This window comes from Litorilinea aerophila (genome assembly GCF_006569185.2).
GTDB classification, from domain to species: domain Bacteria; phylum Chloroflexota; class Anaerolineae; order Caldilineales; family Caldilineaceae; genus Litorilinea; species Litorilinea aerophila.
On sequence record NZ_VIGC02000002.1, the window covers coordinates 296,299 to 315,190 of the forward strand.

General features: G+C 62.2%; 15 protein-coding genes, 1 tRNA gene and 1 other annotated feature. Of the genes, 5 read left to right on the forward strand and 11 right to left on the reverse strand.

What is annotated here, in order from left to right; translation table 11 throughout:
- Positions 1–58: 58 nt before the first annotated feature.
- The 5 genes from truD to thrS all read left to right on the forward strand — a co-directional run bounded on the left by truD (position 59) and on the right by thrS (position 6,350).
- On the forward strand, positions 59–1,153 hold the full coding sequence (truD, locus tag FKZ61_RS02470; protein ID WP_141608477.1) for a tRNA pseudouridine(13) synthase TruD: 1,095 nt from the start codon (positions 59–61) through the stop codon (positions 1,151–1,153).
- A 112-nt stretch (positions 1,154–1,265) separates the two neighbouring features.
- Entirely contained in the window at positions 1,266–1,997 is a 732-nt protein-coding gene (locus FKZ61_RS02475; protein ID WP_141608478.1) for an LON peptidase substrate-binding domain-containing protein, read from the forward strand.
- A gap of 767 nt (positions 1,998–2,764) precedes the next feature.
- Positions 2,765–2,838 (forward strand) — tRNA-Val (locus FKZ61_RS02480).
- Positions 2,839–2,950: 112 nt separating this feature from the next.
- Positions 2,951–3,180 (forward strand) — a binding site (T-box leader).
- Positions 3,181–3,267: 87 nt separating this feature from the next.
- Positions 3,268–4,464, forward strand: coding sequence for a M20/M25/M40 family metallo-hydrolase (locus FKZ61_RS02485; protein WP_141608479.1), 1,197 nt, complete (start codon positions 3,268–3,270; stop codon positions 4,462–4,464).
- 41 nt (positions 4,465–4,505) lie between these two features.
- Entirely contained in the window at positions 4,506–6,350 is a 1,845-nt protein-coding gene (gene thrS / locus FKZ61_RS02490; protein WP_141608480.1) for a threonine--tRNA ligase, read from the forward strand.
- Positions 6,351–6,452: 102 nt separating this feature from the next.
- On the opposite strand, the gene dnaB is transcribed toward thrS, so the two are convergent.
- The 11 genes from dnaB to FKZ61_RS02545 form a co-directional block, all read right to left on the reverse strand.
- Complete coding sequence (gene dnaB, locus FKZ61_RS02495; protein ID WP_229964106.1) at positions 6,453–7,838, reverse strand: replicative DNA helicase; 1,386 nt, start codon at positions 7,836–7,838, stop codon at positions 6,453–6,455.
- Positions 7,839–8,169: 331 nt separating this feature from the next.
- Complete coding sequence (locus tag FKZ61_RS02500; protein WP_141608482.1) at positions 8,170–8,709, reverse strand: bifunctional nuclease family protein; 540 nt, start codon at positions 8,707–8,709, stop codon at positions 8,170–8,172.
- A gap of 392 nt (positions 8,710–9,101) precedes the next feature.
- A complete protein-coding gene (locus tag FKZ61_RS02505; protein ID WP_141608483.1) occupies positions 9,102–9,776 on the reverse strand; it encodes an RraA family protein in 675 nt (224 codons plus the stop codon).
- 60 nt (positions 9,777–9,836) lie between these two features.
- Positions 9,837–10,982 (reverse strand): mandelate racemase/muconate lactonizing enzyme family protein, encoded by a 1,146-nt coding sequence (locus FKZ61_RS02510; protein WP_170199118.1) that lies wholly within the window; start codon positions 10,980–10,982, stop codon positions 9,837–9,839.
- A 304-nt stretch (positions 10,983–11,286) separates the two neighbouring features.
- Positions 11,287–12,138, reverse strand: coding sequence for an amidohydrolase family protein (locus FKZ61_RS02515; protein ID WP_141608485.1), 852 nt, complete (start codon positions 12,136–12,138; stop codon positions 11,287–11,289).
- Between the two features lie 53 nt (positions 12,139–12,191).
- Entirely contained in the window at positions 12,192–13,328 is a 1,137-nt protein-coding gene (locus tag FKZ61_RS02520; protein WP_170199120.1) for a Gfo/Idh/MocA family protein, read from the reverse strand.
- Between the two features lie 88 nt (positions 13,329–13,416).
- Positions 13,417–14,262, reverse strand: a complete 846-nt coding sequence (locus tag FKZ61_RS02525) for a DUF2334 domain-containing protein (protein ID WP_141608487.1) — start codon at positions 14,260–14,262, stop codon at positions 13,417–13,419.
- A gap of 20 nt (positions 14,263–14,282) precedes the next feature.
- On the reverse strand, positions 14,283–15,152 hold the full coding sequence (locus FKZ61_RS02530) for a carbohydrate ABC transporter permease (RefSeq protein ID WP_229964107.1): 870 nt from the start codon (positions 15,150–15,152) through the stop codon (positions 14,283–14,285).
- Between the two features lie 109 nt (positions 15,153–15,261).
- Positions 15,262–16,215, reverse strand: a complete 954-nt coding sequence (locus FKZ61_RS02535) for a carbohydrate ABC transporter permease (protein WP_229964108.1) — start codon at positions 16,213–16,215, stop codon at positions 15,262–15,264.
- Between the two features lie 103 nt (positions 16,216–16,318).
- Positions 16,319–17,689, reverse strand: coding sequence for a substrate-binding domain-containing protein (locus tag FKZ61_RS02540; protein WP_170199130.1), 1,371 nt, complete (start codon positions 17,687–17,689; stop codon positions 16,319–16,321).
- 218 nt (positions 17,690–17,907) lie between these two features.
- Positions 17,908–18,600 (reverse strand): GntR family transcriptional regulator, encoded by a 693-nt coding sequence (locus FKZ61_RS02545; RefSeq protein WP_170199132.1) that lies wholly within the window; start codon positions 18,598–18,600, stop codon positions 17,908–17,910.
- Positions 18,601–18,892 lie beyond the last annotated feature (292 nt).

The window sequence follows — 18,892 nt, forward strand, 5'->3', positions numbered from 1 at the left end:
ACGTCAGATTGGCCAGCCAGCCCTTTGGAACCGACCTTCCTACACAGACGAGCATATCATGCTAGAATCGAACTTTGAATTGACGTTGCCCTATGTCACCGGCGACCTGCCCGGCATTGGGGGGGCACTCCGGGCCACGCCGGATCACTTCGTGGTAGAGGAACTGCCCCTGTATCTGCCCCAGGGCGAAGGCCAGCACCTGTACGTCCGCCTGACCAAGGTAGGGCTGACCACCAAAGAGGTCCAGGCCCGCCTGGCCCAGATCTTCGGGGTGGGGCGGGGTGCAGTGGGGTTCGCCGGCATGAAGGACAAAGTGGCCCGGACGACCCAGACCTTCAGCATCAACGTGGGCTTTGTGGATGACCGTTTCGTGGCCGACGCGCCGGCCCGCATCCAGGAGCAGTTGCCCGTGGAGGTGCACTGGTGTCGACTGCACCGCAACAAGCTGAAGCCGGGACACCTGCTGGGCAACCGCTTTCGCATCACGGTGACGGCGCTGGATTTGCCTGTGGACGAGGTGCAGCGCCGGGCAGAGGCCATCGCGGAACGGCTACGGCAGCACGGAGTGCCCAACTACTTTGGCCCCCAGCGCTTTGGGCCGGGCGGGGCCAACGTGCGCCAGGGGCTGGAGATCCTGCTGGGGAAACGGACCAAACAGGACCGCTGGCTGCGGCGGTTTCTAATCTCCAGCTATCAGAGCTATCTCTGTAACCGCTACCTGGCCCGCCGACTGGAACGGGGTGCCTTTCACCGCCTCCTGACGGGCGACGTGGCCAAGAAGTATGATACGGGCGGCATGTTCCAGGTGGAAGATGTGGCTGCGGAGCAGGCCCGCTACGAAGCCCAGGAGATCAGCTTCACGGCGCCCATCTATGGCCCCAAAATGTGGCAGGCCACCGATGAGGCCGGCGCGCTGGAACAGGAGATCCTGGACGAAGCGGAGATCACCCTGGAACATCTGCAACGGGCGCGGGTGGAAGGCACCCGCCGACTGGGACGGCTCCTGGTCCCGGACCTCCAACTTTCGCTCCAGGAGGATGGGCTGGTGGTGGAGTTCGCCCTGCCCAAGGGGGCCTTTGCCACCACGGTCCTGCGGGAGTTCATGAAAAATGCAGCCCAGGAGGATGCCCTGCCCGAGGAGGAGGAAGCATAACTCCCACGGGGTGCCGCCTGGACGACCCCGCGGGCGGTCGGAAAGCCGGTGCAACCCTGGGATGAGCGGACGGCAGCATGAGAAGAAGGTTTTGTGGTGATGGGTGTATTGTATGGAAAAAAGACATTCGGTCGATCGACGCTGGAATTTCCTCAACGGTCAGACGTGGGATAAGACCATGGAACTGCCCCTCTTTCCGTTGAACACCGTGCTGTTTCCTGGAATGGTGCTTCCGCTCCACATCTTCGAGCCCCGATACCAGGAGATGATCCAACATTGTCTGGAGGCGGAGCTGCCCTTCGGCGTGGTGCTCATTGCCCACGGCCACGAGGTGGGCGGGCCGGCCATCCCCCACAAGATCGGCACGGCGGCCCGTATCCTGCGGGTGGACCGCCAGCCCGAGGGCCGCATGAACATCACCACCGTGGGTACCCAGCGTTTTCGCATTCTGGAGCTGGATCACAGCCGCAGCTATCTCCAGGCCCGGGTGGCCCACTACCCGGTCATCAACGGCAGCACCCGGCTGGCTCACGAAATGGCCCAGCGGGTTCGTCCCAAAATCGTGGACTACGTGGAGCTGTTGAGCAAAGCCAGCCGCACCAATCTCAAATTTGGCCGTCTGCCCGAGGATCCCACCACCCTGGCTTTCCTGGTGGCCATCGCGCTGCAGGTGAACAACGACGCCAAGCAGCAGTTGTTGGAATTGCCTGGTGTGCCGGAGATCCTGGACCGGGAGCGCTACCTGCTCTCCTGCGAGTTGCTCCTGCTGGAGCACATGATCGCCACCCAGGATGAAGTCAACGGGATGAGTGGGGGGCCCACAGGCTACATTTTCCCCAACTGAGGGGCACCACGGGTACGTAGGGCGGGTCTCCGGCCCGCCGGACGTGGCCGGATCGACGGGATACCGGCATCCGTGGGGGCCTGGCGACATCGGGCGGGCACGGGGGCCCGCCCCTACAGGGCATGGCCACCCCTTCGTAGGCGCAGCTCGTAGCTGCGCAGCCGCCGCCTTCCCTTCACCCGCCAGGATCTGGCGCCATCGTGCGGTTAGAAACCGCACCTACGGCAGGAACCGCCCCTACAGGACATGGCCACCCCTTCGTAGGCGCAGCTCGTAGCTGCGCAGCCGCCGCCCCCCTTCATCCGCCAGGATCTGGCGCCATCGTGCGGTTAGAAACCGCACCTACGGCAGGGGCCGCCCCTACAGGACATGGCCACCCCTTCGTAGGCGCAGCTCGTAGCTGCGCATCCGTCGCCCCCCTTCACCCGTCAGGATCTGGCGCCATCGGGCGGTTAGAAACCGCCCCTACAGGACATGGCCACCCCTTTGTAGGCGCAGCTCGTAGCTGCGCAGCCGTCGCCCCCCCTTCATCCGCCAGGATCTGGCGACATCGGGCGGTTAGAAACCGCACCTACGGCAGGGGCCGTCCCTACAGGACATGGCCACCCCTTCGTAGGCGCAGCTCGTAGCTGCGCATCCGTCGCCCCCCCTTCATCCGCCAGGATCTGGCGACATCGGGCGGCTGGGAGCCGCCCCGACTGAAATTCGTCCCCAATCTGGGAAATTTGCCCTGGGGCGGGCTCTGTGCTATACTTGACTTCGGTTGTGGGGGATTAGCTCAGCTGGCTAGAGCGCCACGTTGACATCGTGGAGGTCACTGGTTCAAGTCCAGTATCTCCCACCTGACAGCAAGGTCAAACCCAGGGAAGTTCGACTTCTGGCGGAAGTCGAACTTCTTGTTCATGGCACCGGGTGACATCGAGACCGGTACCATCCATTTCAATTCTATCATCGTCAACGCGTTGAGCAGGACGAGTACGAAGACCCACATCTCCCAGAGAGCGGCGATCACCGGCTGCAAGTCGCCGCAGATGTGCCTTCGGAAAACCCCCTGCGAGTGGATGGCCCAACGAGCCAGGCTCCAGTAGGTCGTTCCGGGTGGCGCCGTTACCCGCCCCACGAGGGGTCTGCACCCGTTGCAGGCAACATGGGTGGAACCGCGAAGGAAAGCTTCGTCCCATGGGGGATGGAGCTTTTTTTATGTTCCAGAACCGTGGCGCGGACACCCATTCCCACCGGACATCGTGGGGGGCGGAGGGATACATACACCATGCACCATATGCTCAAAGAGCCGGCTGTCCGGGCAGCGGTGGAAGCCCTGGCCCGCCGCCTGGATGCCCTCACCCAACTCTGCATCCAGATCCAGCAGATCCCCGCACCCACCGGGCAGGAAGAGGGGCGGGCCATCTGGATCGAGGCCCGGCTACGCGCCCTGGGACTGGCCGACGTGAGCCGGGACGAGCTCCACAACGTACTGGCCCGGGTGCCAGGGCGCGCTGCCCGGCCCGCGCTCTTGGTGAGCGCCCACACCGACACCGTCTTCGCCATGGACACGGACCTGACGGTCCACCCCGATCTCCAGGCCGGACGGCTCTACGGCCCCGGCATCGGGGACAATTCGGCTGGCGTGGCGGCCCTGCTGGCCCTGGCCCAGGAGCTGGCCGCCCTGCCACCACCGCCAGTGGACATCTGGCTGGCGGCCAACAGCAGCGAAGAGGGCCTGGGCGACCTGCGGGGTATGCGAGCCGTGGTGGACCGACTACAGGATCGCCTGGGCGCCTGCCTGGTGCTGGAGGGGATGGGCCTGGGCCGCATCGTCCACCGGGCCCTGGGCTCCCGGCGCTTCCGCATCCGGGTGACGGCCCCGGGCGGCCACAGCTGGAGCGACTTCGGCGCCGCCAGCGCGGTCCATGTTCTGGCCCACATCGCGGCTGACCTGACCCGAATGCGGGTCCCCATCGCCCCCCGCACCACCTTCAACATCGGCCGCATGGCCGGCGGCACCTCGGTCAACACCATCGCCCAACATGCCGCGCTGGAGCTGGACATCCGCAGCGAGGCCACGGTCACCCTGGAGGCCACCGTGGAGCAGGCCCTGGAGATCGTCCGCCGCTACCAGACGCCCCGCTGGCAACGGCGCCAGGTTCAGGTGGCGGTGGAGACCATCGGCGACCGCCCCACGGGTGAGATCCCGGCAGAGCATCCCCTGGTGGTGGCCGCCACCCAGGCCCTCCGTCAGACGGGCCATGGGGGGCGGGTAGATCTGCGCATGAGCAGCACCGATGCCAACATCCCCCTCAGCCGGGGCATACCGGCCATCTGTGTGGGGGTGACCGAAGGGGGCAATGCCCACCGGCTGGAGGAGTGGATCGACCCGGCGCTGTTGCCCCGGGGCATGCAGTATCTGCTCACCCTCACCTGGTGGGCAGCGGGCTGGCTGGGCGGTGAAGGGACATCGCCAGGTTGAAACGGGAAGCTGTTTGGAACAGGGAGAAAAGGGGATTTGCCATGAACCAGTATCAGGGGAACGGCCAACTGAGCCCGGAAGAGCAGGAGCAGCTCTACAAGATTCGACACAGCCTGGCCCACATCATGGCCCAGGCGGTCCTGGAGCTCTACCCGGAGGCCAAGATCGCCATCGGGCCGCCCATCGACACCGGCTTCTACTATGACTTCGACCTGGGCGTGGATGAGGAGGGCCGGCCGCGCACCTTCTCACCCGAGGATCTGGAAAAGATCGAGAAGCGTATGCGCCAGATCATCAGTGAGCGGCACCCCTTCATCTACCGGGAGGTGACCGCGGACGAGGCCAGGGAGATCTTCAAGGATCAGCCCTACAAGCTGGAGCTGATCGAGGGGCTGGAGAAGGGCGAGGTGGATGAATACGGCAACGAGGTGGACGAAAAGCCGGTCATCAGCACCTACCGGCAGGACACCTTCGAGGACCTGTGCCGGGGCCCCCATGTGGAGCACACGGGCCAGATCCCGCCCGACGCCTTCAAGCTCATGAGCGTGGCCGGTGCCTACTGGCGGGGGGATGAAAACAACCCCATGCTCCAGCGCATCTACGGCACGGCCTGGCGCAACAAGAAGGAGCTCAACGACTACCTGAAGATGATGGAGGAGGCCCGCAAGCGGGACCACCGGAAGTTGGGCCGGGAGCTGGAGATCTACATCTTCGACGAGGAGGTGGGGCCGGGCCTGCCCCTGTGGCTGCCCAACGGCGCCATCCTCATCGAGGAGCTGGAGAAGCTGGCCAAAGAGGTGGAGCGGGAGGCCGGCTACCAGCGGGTGCGCTCGCCCCATGTGACCAAGGAGGACCTCTTCCTGCGCAGCGGCCACCTGCCCTACTACGCGGAGAGCATGTACCCGCCCATGGAGCTGGAGGGCGTCCGCTACTACGTCAAGCCCATGAACTGCCCCTTCCACCACAAGATCTTTGCCAGCCGCCCCCGCAGCTACCGGGAGCTGCCCCTGCGGCTGGCCGAGTATGGCACCTGCTATCGCTACGAGAAGAGCGGCGAGCTCTTTGGCCTGATGCGGGTCCGTTCCATGCAGATGAACGACGCCCACATCTACTGCGCCGAAGAGCAGTTCGAAGAAGAGTTCATGGGCGTCATCGCCCTGTACCGGCGCTACTTCGAGCTCTTCGGCATCGACCGCTACGTCATGCGCCTGAGCACCCATCACCCCCGGGGGCTGGGCAAGAAGTATGTGGACAACGAGCGGCTCTGGCTGAAGACGGAGGAGATGGTGCGCAGCGCCATGCGCAACGGCAACGACCCCTTCGTGGAGGTGCCCGACGAGGCGGCCTTCTACGGCCCCAAGATCGACGTGCAGATCTGGAGCGCCATCGGCCGGGAGTTTACCCTGGCCACCAACCAGGTGGACTTTGCCGTGCCGCCCCGCTTTGACCTGAAATTCGTCAACCGGGAGGGCCAGGAGGAGACGCCCCTGTGCATCCACCGGGCGCCCCTGAGCACCCACGAACGCCTGATCGGCTTCCTCATCGAGCACTACGCGGGCAACTTCCCGGTGTGGCTGGCGCCCCAGCAGGTGGTGGTCATCCCCATCACCGACGCCCACAACGAGTACGCGGCCAACCTGGCCCGGCGCCTGTTCGACGGGGGCATCCGCGCCGAGGCCGACCTCAGCTCGGAGCGGATGAACGCCAAGATCCGCCAGGCCCAGCTCATGAAGGTGCCCTACATGCTGGTGGTGGGGGACCGGGAGGTGAGCCAGGAGACGGTCTCCCTGCGCAAGCGGGATGGCAGCCGCCGCAACGACATGCCCGTGGGCGAGTTCATCGCCCTGGTGCAGGAAAAGATCGCCACCCGGGCCGGCGATCTGTAGGGGCTGTTGGCTGTTGCCCGTACACCCGGCTCCCGAATGCCCGGGCGTGGATGTCGGGAGCGAGGGAACCATACCAGGGCGGGCCTCTGTGCCCGCCCTTTTTTAATACTCCAGGTCCGTGCGCTGGATCTCCAGATCCCGGAACTGGGTCAACTCCTTACGGAAGTAGAGGCTGGCCGTCCCGGTGGAGCCGTGGCGATGTTTGGCCACCAGGACATCGGCGATATTCTGCCGGTCGGTGTCCTCGATGTAGTAGTCCTCCCGGTAGATGAAGAGGACCACATCTGCATCCTGTTCAATGGAACCACTTTCGCGTAGATCCGACAGCATGGGTCGTTTGTCGGCCCGGCTTTCGACGGCCCGGCTGAGCTGACTCAGGGCGATGACGGGCACGTTGAGCTCTCGGGCCAGGGCCTTGAGGGAACGGCTGATGTAGCTGATCTCCTGCTGGCGGTTCTCGTTGCGGCCACCCTGGCCGGTCATGAGCTGCATATAGTCGATGAGGATCAGGTCCAGCCCGTGCTCGGCATAGAGGCGGCGGGCCTTGGTGCGGATCTCGGTGACGCTGGCCGCGGGGGTGTCGTCGATGAAGATGTTGGTAGAAGCCAGCATGTTGGCCGCCTCCAGCAGGATGGGCCATTCCTCTTCGTGGACGTCGCCCAGGCGCAGGCGGTGGCTGTCGATGCCCGTCTCCATGGAAAGCAGCCGCTGCACCAGTTGTTCACTGCTCATCTCCAGGCTGAAGATGGCCACCCGCGCGCCGTAACGCTTGGCCGCGTTCTGGGCGATGGAGAGGGCAAAGGAGGTCTTACCCATGCCCGGCCGGCCGGCCAGGATGATCAGGTCGCTCTTCTGGAAGCCGCCCAGGAGCCGGTCCAGCATGGTGAAGCCGGTGGGGACGCCCATGAGGGTGTCCCGATTGCGGGTGAGGAAGTCGATCCGCTCCACCACGCCGGTCATGATGGCCCGAATGGGCGTCAGGTCCCGGTGGATGCGGCTTTCGCTGACGCCGAAGATGATCTGCTCGGCCCGATCCACCACCTCATCCACATCCTGGCTCTCGTCGTAGGCCAGCTCTGCGATCTTGCCGGCCGCGGCGATGAGGCGGCGCAGGACCGCGGTGCGCTCCACGATGCGGGCGTAGTGGTCCACGTAGATGGCGGTGGGGGTGGTGCTGATAAGGTCGGTGATGTAGGCCGGGCCGCCCACATCCTCCAGCTGCCCCCGACGCTCCAGCTCGTCCACCAGGGTTACGAAGTCCAGGGGTTCGTGGCGTTCGTTCAGGGCCAGCATGGCCTCGTAGAGCCAGGCGTGGCGCTCCCGGAAGAAGTCCTCCGGCCGCAGGAAGTTGGCGACCTTGATGATGGCGTCCGGATCGATGAGCAGGGCCCCCAGGACGGCCCGCTCGGCCTCCAGGTTGGCCGGAATGGTCCTGGTGGTACTGGGCTCAGAAGAGCCGGTGGTGCCGTTTTGCAGTTGACCGTCCAACGACATCCTCCGTGGGGAGTCCGTGCAGAAGCATTTCGAATCCAGGTGGCAGGCGCCACCTGACGCCTACTCCAGTCTGGCGTAAAGACCACGGCAGAAATTCCGGGTGCCCTCTGGGCGCGCGACCTCTGGTGGAACCTATCGGCGAATTTCTGCCGGGATTTACTACTGACATGCCATTGCCCGGCAATTTTCATTGGTTTTTTGCCGGGCCATTTGGCAGAAAAATGGCCAGGGCCGCCAGTGCAAAAACGGCGAAGTCGCGCCCTGCGACTTCGCCGTCCTATGGCATGACCGTCCTATAGCAGGAACAGTGTGTGGATGGCTACATTCAGTTGCCCAGCAGGCTGTCCAGATCCAGGCCCTCCACAAAGTCGGTGAAGACGCCCAGGTCCTCATCCTCGTCGTCCTCTTCTTCCCGCTCCCGCCTGGCCGTGGAGGCGCCGGCTCCCTCGGTGAGGCTGATCTCCTCTTCGGGGAGCAGGCCCGCCTGTTCCATCACCTCTTCGGCCACATAGATGGGGGCGTTGACGCGCACGCTCAGGGCGATGGCATCGCTGGGGCGGCTGTCGATCTCGATGGTGTCGCCGTCCACATCCAGCACGATGCGTGCGAAGTAGGTGTTCTTCTCCAGGCTGTTGATGACGATGTGGGTGACTTCGCCGCCCAGGGTCTCGATCACCGACTTGAGCAGATCGTGGGTCAAGGGGCGGGGCGCGTCGATGCCCTGCAGCTTCAGGGTAATGGCATCGGCCTCAAAGGGGCCAATCCAGATGGGCAAAAAGCGGCTGCCATTCTCCTCCTTGAGGACCACGATGCGGTGCTGCGACATCAAACTGACGCGAATGCTGTCAATTGTAACCTCAATCATCCCAATCCATCTCCTGCTGCTCTCCAACCCGACGCCTGAATCACACCGTGGCCGTGCCCGCGGGGCAGGCAGCGGGTCATTCGAGGCGAAGGAGGCGCCACATGTACGGGAACGGTCACGATTATAGCACAGATGATGATCGCTGCCAAGGTAATTTTCGCCTGCCCGGTGGCGTTTGTCAAGGGGCAAAAAAGTTGCGCAGGGTTCTGGGTGCGCTTCATTTTTGGGGCCAGTCCAGCATCATTCACCGCAGAGCTCACAGAGACATCGGGGAAAAAGCCCTGGAAGCTCCGCGTGCTCGGCAGCAGAAATCCGAACAACACGCAAGAGGGAGGCCACCCAAAACGACGGAGGGCGGAAATGGCTGCGAGGATGCCTGGGCTGCACGGCATTCAGAGAACGCCGTATTTGTTGTACACCTCGCGCAGGCTCCTGCCGTCCAGCAGATCCCGGCGCGCCTGATCTTCCTTGGAAACCCTCTCCTGGGCGAGGGTGAGCACCTGGGCTTCGACCGCCCGCGGGATAACCACAATGCCATCAAAGTCTGCGACCACGAGCTCGCCTGGATTGACCAGCACCTCGCCGCAGCGGATGGGCACGTCGTAGGCCATCACGCGGCCACGGCCCTGGGAATCTACCGGGCGAATACCAGCATAGTAGACCGGGAATCCCATCGCGATAATTTTTACTGCATCGCGAATCTGGCTGTCACACACGCAGCCCACGGCGCCGTTGCGCCTGGCCACAGTGGACATGAGCTCGCCCCAGGGGGCGTTGGTGCCACTGTAATCGGTGGAATGAACCACCACATCCCCCGGCCGCAGATCGTCCATCAGGTCGATCTCCAGCCCATATGGATCGCTTTCGACGATGTAGTCTGTTTCCATCCAGCGTACAGTGCGGGCGCGGCCCACAAAGCCACAGTTGCGCATGTCGGGCAACAGGGGACGCAGGCGCTGATGCATGGCCTGATTGCGATAACCAAGCGTATCCAGAATGTCGCACAACGCCGCTACATATAGATGTTGTTGGATGAAATCTCGAATTTCTTCATCCTTCGCCAGCATAGTTGGTTCTGCCCCTGTCTTTCGTGGGTAGGATCTGTTTCTCTTGCCCTTGCCGCACGTTTACAAAACCCGGTACTGTTCAACGATCCGTTCATTTACCGTGACGCCAAGTCCCGGCCCGGTGGGCACTGGCACGGTGCCGTCTACCATTGGGATGCTTTCCTCACAGAGATGGTTGAGCAGGGAAGCTGAAGAGACGTTGTACTCCAGGTAGAGTGAATCCATCAGATAGGCGTTCAGGTGCAGCGAGGCCGCCTTGAGCAGATCGGTGAGCCAGGCGTGGGGAACACAGTTGATCTGGCGGCGTGCGACCAGGTCAGCGATCTGCTTGCCCACGGTGATGCCGCCGCAGCGAGAAAGGTCCGGCTGCAACGTGTCCACCCTGCCTTCGATCGCCAGCCGTTCAAAGGCTTCGTATCCAGCGAGCTGCTCACCGGCAGCCAGCCGCAACGTGGTGGTGTGCTCGGACACGGCGGCGTAGCCCGCGTAATTGTCAGGATGCAGAAAATCTTCGAGCCAAAAGACGTTCAGCTCCTCCAGCGCTTTGACCAGCCGGATCCAGTCGCGCAGGGGACGTGGCCGGAAGGGGTCGGCGTAGGCGATGCCGTACCAGCCGCCGTCCACCATCAGGTCGATGTCTGGGCCGGCCTCCTCACGGGCTGCCCGCACCAGGGCAATATCCAGGTCCAGATCGCGGCCGAACACGCCCCAGCCGAACTTGATAGCCCGAAAGCCGTGTTTCAGGTACTCGGCCACGGCCGCCTTCATGGCATCCGGCGTAGGCCGAAAGAGGGTGGAGGCATAGGCCTTGACCCGGTCGCGGTAACAGGCACCCAGCAGCTTGCAGATCGGCTGGCCCAGTGCCTTGCCGGCAATATCCCACAGCGCGATGTCCGCGCCGGAGATCATTTGCATCCCTGCACCCTGCCGCCCATAGTAGGCCAGGTAGCGATACATCTTCTGCCACAGCCGTTCCCGCTCCAAGGGATCTTCGCCGAGCAACGCCGCCCGCAGCGACTCGAACCCGATCTGGCCGCCCGAGGGCGCGTCCACGATGCTCTTGCCCACGTGGGGTTGTGTTTCGATATCTGACCAGCCTGTGATGCCTGCGTCGGTGCTGATCTTGAGCAGCGAGATGAAGCGCACGCCGTGGGCTTCCGCTGCCTGGCTGGGGTCCGAGTAATTCTTGCCGGTGTCCAGCACCATGGCTTCAACCTCTGTGATTTTCATAACAGCCCATCCTCCAGGGTCATTGCCGGTCGGACTTTGACAAGCGAGGGGGGAGCATCCGCGGATGCTCCCCAGACGGCATCTGTGGTTACACGCAATCGATACATGCACCTATGGGCTGCGTGGGAGCGCAAGCCCCGGCGCTCTGGGTCAAATCGTTGTATATCCTGGACGCAGAGCATCCCCACGGCACGACGGAGACTGCCGGAACGGGCGGAACTCCACGTCACTGGGAATGCTGACTCCGCTGCAGTTTACCCGATTTCTTTCTGTCAGTTGGTTAACGCTTTCCGGCGCGGATTCCCAGCAGACTGAACGCATCCCGGTGGAGAATGCCCTCGATGGTCTCTTCGGTCACCCTGGGTAAGCCGCTGTGGCCGATGATGGCGTTGGCACTGCGCAGGCCGTCGATGGATTCTTTGGCTTTGGCAAAGGGATAGTCGGTGCCAAAGAGCAATTTGTGGGTGACGTGATATTCCTGGGCACAGATCAGCATATTGTAGAACTGCCAGGGCCGGTAGAAGAGGGCGGAGATGTCGGCGTAGACGTGGGGGTGCTTGCGGATCACGACCAGGCACTCGTCGGTGTAGGGGTGGCCGACGTGGGCCAGCACCATGCGCAGTTCAGGATAGCGGATGGCCACTTCGTCGAAAAGCCAGGGCCGGGTGAAACTCAGGGGCGCGGCAGCGTTGAAGGTGGTCCCACTGTGGAAGAGGATGGGCAACCTATTCTCCTGGCAGTAGGCGTAGATGGGCTGGCAACGCTCGTCCCGGGGATCAAAGCCGGCGTACATGGGCGCCATCTTGACACCGGCCAGCCCCAGCTCCTCCACGGCGTGTTTCAACGCATCCAGGGCGCCCTTCTGGGTGGGGTCGCAGCAGGCGAAGCCGACCAGCTTCTCCGGGGCTCGCCCCACAAACCCGGCCACATAATCGTCGGGCACCCAGTAACCGGTCAGGCGGGCCTTGAGGCCAAAGACCACGGTCTTTTCAAAGGGTTCGGCATCGGCCATGAATCGATCAAAATCGACCGAGAGGTCCATCGGGCCGCCGCGCGCGCGGTCGGCCTCGGCGCGGGTGGCGGCGGCGACATGTTTTTCAAAATCCCAGGCATGGGCGTGGATATTTTGCATGGCTTATTTCCCTTTCGTCGTGGGAGCCGTTGCCACCTTCTTGATACTGTCTATCAGATAAAGGTGCGGGGATCGGGGATCTCCACCGGCGCGCCACCCCGGCGCGCCGACTCCAGGACCAGCGGACCGGGCAGGGAGCAGTCCAGCGCGCGGAAGACGTCCACCGGCGAGGGGTTTCCAGCGCGGTAGGCCTCGACGAACGCTTTCAGGGTCCAGTAGTCGGAGCCGCCGTGACCCGTTCGTTTCGCAACTTCGCGCGCGGCCACGCGATCCGGGATGTATTCCTCCTCAAAATCGGCCAGGCGACGCCAGGAAACGCTGGGTCCGGACCTGCCCGGCCGGTCCGCCGGTTCCAGTTCCTCCAGCCAGATACGGGGCGGATCGCCGAAGCCCCGCGAGCCTTCAAAGGAACCTTTTGTGCCCTGTAACGCGTAGTAGTCCATCAGGTGAGGCCGGGGGGAGACAATGTCCACCCGGATCTTGAGCAGGCGTCCCCCCGCGGTCTGGAAGAGGCTTACCACATTGTCCGGGATACGGATGTCGGCCTCCAGCCGGCCCGGCTGCATGGTCATCATGGCGGTGACGCGAGTGGTGCGGTCGTCCAGGATATAGAGCAGGGGCCGCAGGCTGTGCCAGATGTAGACGTAGCCGGAAAAGTACTGGCCACGCCAGGTCAAAGAGCCGTCGGGGAAGCGATTGAGGCCGCGGCAGTCGTGCAGGTATTCTCCTTCGCCGAAGTAGACGTCGCCCAATTTACCTGCCTGCACCAGGCGGCGGATCAGCTCGATCTCATCCCGGTAGCCATAGTTCTCCAACAACATGTAAAAGCCGCCACTTCGGTGCACGGCCTGGGCCAGCCGCCGACCATCTTCCACCGTGGTGGCCGCCGGCACCTCGGAGAGGACAGCAATGCCGCGCTGCAACGCCTCTACCGCTTGCTGAGCGTGCAAGACGTCAGGCGTCGCCAGGATCACCACGTCGAGGCCGTGGCGCAGGAAACGGTCGTAGTCGGTGTAGGCCACGGCACCCAGACGACCCGCGGCCTGCTCGGCCGCTTCGGCCACCCTGTCACAGACGGCAACGATCTGACCGGCGTCCAGGGTAGCAAGGTGGCGGGCATGGCTCAACCCCCGTGCACTACCCACCTGGTTGCCGCCGGCGCCGACCAATCCAAAGCGTAGTTGAGCCATGGGTAGAAGCCTTTCTAACGAACTGGGAACGGCTAACGGTGAATGAAGGCTCCCTTCGACCAGCCCAGGACACCACATTCATCATTCATTATTCATCATTCATAAGCTCACTCATCGTTGTAAAGCGCACGTTACCCTGGGCGCGGGCGTGATCGAACAGGCGCGCGTAGACTTGAAGCCCGGCGGACCATTTGCCCGTCATGGCGTAGTAATGGGACAGCGTCACGTAGACACCTTGCCGGGCACGGGTACGGTCAAAATCACGTTGAGCCAGTTGAAAGTGGCGCTCGACGTCTTGCGCCTCCAGGTACCAGGTGTACTCGGACAGCATGGGGATTTCCAGCAAGCCGGACTGGTGCCGGAAGGGGTGGGGGGGCACGCCGGGCTGCCAGGGTTCACCGGCCTCGTAGTCGCGATTGATGTAGCGCCAGCCCATGGGGTTGACCACCTGGTTGGAGCTCCATTGAAAGCCCAGATCGGCCAGCGCTGTGTACATGTTGGCACAGGTGGCAAGGCAGCCGGAGCGAAAGCCCGTCGGCTCAAGACCGAGGGCACGGTGGAAGATCTCCAGGCCCCGTTCCAACTTTTCTCTCAGCAGCGCATATTGATGTTCAGCGACAATGGGTTCTGGATCGTGTTCCCACTGTTTTTTACGCTCCGGCATGATGTCGAGCATAAAGCCGGGCGGCACGCCAAACTCAAAGGGGCCATGCACATACCCATGCAACTGGAGGTCGTGGCCCTCTGCCAGCGCGCGTTCGAGCAATCGCAACCATTCCGGCTTGCGATCCAGCGGCACGCCACCCGCATTGGGAATGACGAAGAAGGTGGCTGGCACTTCCTGCGCCGCCAGGAAATCGAGCAACTCGGCAAACCGTTCTGGCTCCTGGCCGCCGGGGTCGTCGTTGGTGAATACAAACAGCGTTTCGTCCATGGGTTCTCCTGACTTGAACACTATCCCTTTAGCCCCGACAGGACCACACCGCGCACAAAATACTGTTGAGTCAAGAGGAAGATGGCCAGAATCGGCAGCAGGCTGACCGTCGCGCCCGCCATCATATAGGCCCACTGGGTGTAGTACATGCCGCGGAAGCGGGTCAGGGCCAACGGCAGGGTGAAGAGATTCTGGTCGTAGAGGTAGATCACCGGACCGAGCAGGTCGTTCCAGCTTCCCATGAAGCTGAGCAGGGCCAGCGTGGCAATCACCGGTTTGGACAGGGGCATCATGATGCGCAGGTAGATGCCGAAGTGGCTGCAGCCGTCGATCTTGGCGGCATCGTTCAACTCCTGGGGGATGGTGAGGAAATACTGGCGCATCAGGAAGATGCCGAAGGCACTGCCAAAAAAGGCGGGCACGAAGAGTGGGTAATGGGTATTCACCCAGCCGATACGGCTCATGACCACGTAGAGCGGGATCATGGTCACCTGGCCGGGGATCATCAACGCAGCCAGGGTGACGAGGAACAGGACGTTGCGCCCCCAGAATTTCACCCGTGCAAAGGCGTAGGCCGCCAGCGACGACGAAAGGACGACCCCAACAGTCCACAGCAGGCTCACCTTGACGCTGTTGAAGACGTACTGGCCGAAGGGTAGCTCGGTAAACATGTACAGGTAGTTCGACCACAGGGGCGGGTTGGGGATCCATTCTGGCGGAAAGGCAAAGACCCTGGCCTCCGACTTCAAGGAGGTAGCCACCATCCAATAGAAGGGAAAGATCATGGTCACGGCCGTCAGGGTCATCAGAAAATAGGCCCAGGCCTTGGCCAGAAAACCACCCACCTGCCTGGCAGAGGGCAGTGTCCATTCCCGCTTCGCATCTACCACTATTTTACTCCTTCCCACCGAGCTCCGGACGCGCTGGACCTGGCAGCTCTCCGGTGGGTCCCGCACACGGCGGTCTTACGAGATTTCCCCCGCTTCGCACCACACCCTGTCATTCATAGTGCACCCAGCGGTCCTGATATTTGAACTGCACGAGCGTGAGGCCAAGGAGGATGAAGAAGAGCACATAGGCCAGGGCGGACGCGTAGCCCATCTCGAAGAAACGGAAGGCATTGGTGTAGACGTAGAGCACCATGGTCAGCGTCGAGTAGAGTGGCCCGCCGCCGGTCATGACGTAGGTGTACTCGAAGACCTGGAAGGCGCCGATCAACCCCAGGATCAGGAGCATGAAGGTGGTGGGAGAGAGAAGGGGAACGGTAATGTATCGGAACTTCGCCCACCCACCGGCACCATCGATCTCGGCAGCCTCGTAGTACACCTCTGGGATGCCCTGCAAACCGGCCAGAAAGATCAGCATGTTGTAACCCAATCCGCGCCACACAGCCATGATGATCACGGCGGGCATAGCCCACTCTGGGGTCGAAAGCCATGCCGGACCCTTGACCCCCACCAGTCTCAACAGAAAATTGAGTACGCCGAACTCCGGGTTGTAGATCCAGAGCCACATCAGCGAGATGGCCACCGAGGAGGTGATGGTGGGCAGAAAAAAGATGCTGCGGTAGAAGACAATGCCGCGCAGTTTCTGGTTCATGGCCAGGGCCAGCAGGAGCGAAAGCACGATCCCCAGGGGAACCACGCCCACCACGTAGTAGACTGTATTCCACAGGCTTTTCCAGAAGAGTTCGTCCTGGAGGAGCGCTCGATAGTTGTCCAGCCCAATCCATTTCGGTGTGCTGATGTAGTCCCCTTTGGTAAAACTCAATCCGAAAGCAGCCAGCACGGGGCCGTAGGTAAAGACGAGCAGCCCGACCAACAGGGGGGCAATGAAGATGTATCCGACAAAGTGTTCGTTGTTGCTAAGGCGAAACCACCACGCCGACAGCGGTCCACTTTGAGCTGCCCATGTCGATCCCGCTACTTTCATGGTCGATTTGACAGTGCTCATGCCACAGTCTCCTGGCCGCTACGTCAACCGATTGGATAGAGCCTCCTCCCCGTTCAGTGTCGGGAGCTTATCCGCGTCGAACAGGGGGAGGCCCCAGGGTGAACTACAGCTCGTCGATGGGGGTCTGCAAGATCGGCGTGATCTTATCGCAGATGGTTTGCAACACCGCCGCGGCCGGGGCTTTATTGAGCCACAGCGCCTCCAGTTCGGCATTGTAGATTTCTTTCCAGCGGTCACTCTTCAAGCCCGGATAGTAGGTACGGGAATAGTTGCCCAGTTCGACGGCCACCTCGCGGTGCTCGGGCGGTCCGGACAGGTACGCATCCGAGCGGGCGGCTTCGATCAGGGCGGGCGTCCCCGTTTTCATAAAGTGCGCCATACCGCCGGGACCAGCCATCCAGAGAATGAGATCACAGGCTGCTTCTGGGTGAGCCGTAGCTTTGAAGATGTGCAACGTATTGGTGCCGCCGTAGGTCACACGGTCGAGACCGGCAGTACCGAGTGGAACCGGCGCAATATCCCAGTTGAACTCGGTGTTGTTGGCGAAGTAGTCCAGATTCCAGGTGCCATCCATGGTCATGGCTACTTTGCCGACCTGGAACGGATTGGGTAGACCTTCCAGTTGAGCTGGGGTGGGGTTCACATGGTGTTTGTGCAGCAGCGCAGCCAGCCACTCGAACATCTCTACTGTTTGCGGCTCTGTCAACCGGCACTCGGTCTGGTCCGCGCTGATCAGCTCGCCGCCGTTGTTCCAGACGGTGACAGCAATGGGATAGCTGCCGATCATGCTGATGCCCCACTGGGCAATGTCCTCCGGGTCAAAACCGGGATCGCCAGCGCGGTTGCCGCTGGCATCCAGGGTGAGCGCCAGGGCCGCCTGCAGCAGATCGTCCCGATCCCAGGTGTCGTCGGGGTAGGCCAGACCGGCGGCGTCGAAGAGGTTTTCATTGTAGTAGAGAACTGTGCCGACAAAGGTGGCGGGCATACCGTAAAGCGTGCCCTGCCCGACAATACCCGTGGCTGAATCGTAGCGGGCATCGTTGATGGTCGATTCAAACCACTGGCCCAGATCCACGCCTTTGCCCTCGATGCAAGGCTCCATGGCCAGGTAGTAGCCTTTGTGGGCATAGCGTCCAAAATAACCCGGATCGCCGATGCTGAGATCGGGCGGTGTGCCGGCAGCCAGCCGGGCTTCCTGCCGCGGCCAGAACTCCTCCCAGGGCGCGCTCTCGACCTTGACGGTTACCCCTGGATGCGTCTCCATGTAGTCAGCAAACATGTCGTTCAGGGCACGCAGCCACGGATCGAAGTTGTACATATCGAAACTCAGCTCCACCATTTCGGCACTGGGAGCCCTGCCAGCGGAGCCAGCGGGTTGAGGCGCAACAGACGCACAGCCCGTGATCAACGCCCCCGCCGTTACACTCGCACCAAGCCGGAGAAAATCACGCCTGCTGAGTTGCGAAGATGCCATACCCATCCTCCTTTGGTTGTGGAATCAACACGGAAACAGACAGATGCCCATGATTCGGATTATTCAAAGTAAGATGAGCCAAACCTGGAGGCGGACTAGCCAGTCTGCCCTACACCGACTGGTTTTGAACACGCCTTTACGGTTGAGGCGTCACCGTCGACAGTTTCACCGGAGAAGCGGGCAAAAGCATATAGTCCAGGGATGGGAGTGGTCGGAAGTCAAGATGGATTCCGAAAAACCCGCAGGGAGAGCTGGAGGGAATTCTCCAACTGTTCTCGCATGCTCTGGGCTGCTTGCTTTGGGTTGCCCGCGCAGATGGCATCGGCCAATTCTTCGTGAAGCTGCAGTGTCTCGGTCCAGTCGGTCTGGAATTCGGTGTGGGTGGCAATGAACAGAAAGATGGGGCCTGTAATCGAATGGAGCATTTTCTGGAGATGGGGATTCCCCGCCTGCGCCCAGATCAGTTGGTGCGCCTCAAGGTCGCTGCGCACGTAGGCGGCACGGTCGTTGCGGGCAATGGCATCGCGCATCTGCTGAAGATTGGCCTGCAATGCTCGACAGAACTCCGGGGTTGCGTGGGAGGCGGCCAGTTCAACGGCCAGACACTCCAGCAGGAGGCGAACCTGGTAGAGGTGTTCAATGTCAGTTTGGGTGGGCTGAATGACATAGCGGCCGCTGTTTTTAGCCACCACCAGCCCTTCTCGCTCCAGGTTCATGAGCGCTTCGCGCGCCGGCATGCGGCTGATACCCAATAGTTCGGCCACCTCGCGTTCGATCAGCTTGGTCCCTGGCGGAATGCGACCGCCGATGATCTGCTCGCGCAACAGGTCCGTAGCCTGCCCTGTCAGCGAATTGCGGTCGACTTGAAGGTTCGCGGTGTTGTGATGGTTGAGAAGCGAGGCGAGACTCACGGAAGGGCTCCTGTTCGACCCAAGAAGCATCAACTATTGTATATGGTATACCATATACGAGATTCTGTCAAGGCCCAACGGAATGGGGGTAGGGCTTATCAGTGTTCTAACACCGGCTCTTGAAGGAGAAGGTTTAGGCCTTGAACGGGTTGAGCTGCTACAACCCGCCGGGCGTCTGGGATGTAAGGCAGTCTGAGTCGGCGCAAGCAATTGAGAGCCACATTGCGCAGCATGGAAAGGGCCGATCCGATGCGACGGCCATGCAGCCGGTCCTCATCCATGGTGACATCTC

What these genes read in the sequence shown, in the direction of transcription:
- FKZ61_RS02535 (WP_229964108.1), bottom strand. Translation starts at nt 16,215, where the DNA reads ATGAGCACTGTCAAATCGACCATGAAAGTAGCGGGATCGACATGGGCA.
- FKZ61_RS02525 (WP_141608487.1), bottom strand. Translation starts at nt 14,262, where the DNA reads ATGGACGAAACGCTGTTTGTATTCACCAACGACGACCCCGGCGGCCAG.
- FKZ61_RS02515 (WP_141608485.1), bottom strand. Translation starts at nt 12,138, where the DNA reads ATGCAAAATATCCACGCCCATGCCTGGGATTTTGAAAAACATGTCGCC.
- FKZ61_RS02500 (WP_141608482.1), bottom strand. Translation starts at nt 8,709, where the DNA reads ATGATTGAGGTTACAATTGACAGCATTCGCGTCAGTTTGATGTCGCAG.
- FKZ61_RS02505 (WP_141608483.1), bottom strand. Translation starts at nt 9,776, where the DNA reads ATGCTGGCGAAGGATGAAGAAATTCGAGATTTCATCCAACAACATCTA.
- FKZ61_RS02520 (WP_170199120.1), bottom strand. Translation starts at nt 13,328, where the DNA reads ATGGCTCAACTACGCTTTGGATTGGTCGGCGCCGGCGGCAACCAGGTG.
- truD (WP_141608477.1), top strand. Translation starts at nt 59, where the DNA reads ATGCTAGAATCGAACTTTGAATTGACGTTGCCCTATGTCACCGGCGAC.
- FKZ61_RS02540 (WP_170199130.1), bottom strand. Translation starts at nt 17,689, where the DNA reads ATGGCATCTTCGCAACTCAGCAGGCGTGATTTTCTCCGGCTTGGTGCG.
- FKZ61_RS02510 (WP_170199118.1), bottom strand. Translation starts at nt 10,982, where the DNA reads ATGGTGCTGGACACCGGCAAGAATTACTCGGACCCCAGCCAGGCAGCG.
- FKZ61_RS02485 (WP_141608479.1), top strand. Translation starts at nt 3,268, where the DNA reads ATGCACCATATGCTCAAAGAGCCGGCTGTCCGGGCAGCGGTGGAAGCC.
- thrS (WP_141608480.1), top strand. Translation starts at nt 4,506, where the DNA reads ATGAACCAGTATCAGGGGAACGGCCAACTGAGCCCGGAAGAGCAGGAG.
- FKZ61_RS02475 (WP_141608478.1), top strand. Translation starts at nt 1,266, where the DNA reads ATGGAAAAAAGACATTCGGTCGATCGACGCTGGAATTTCCTCAACGGT.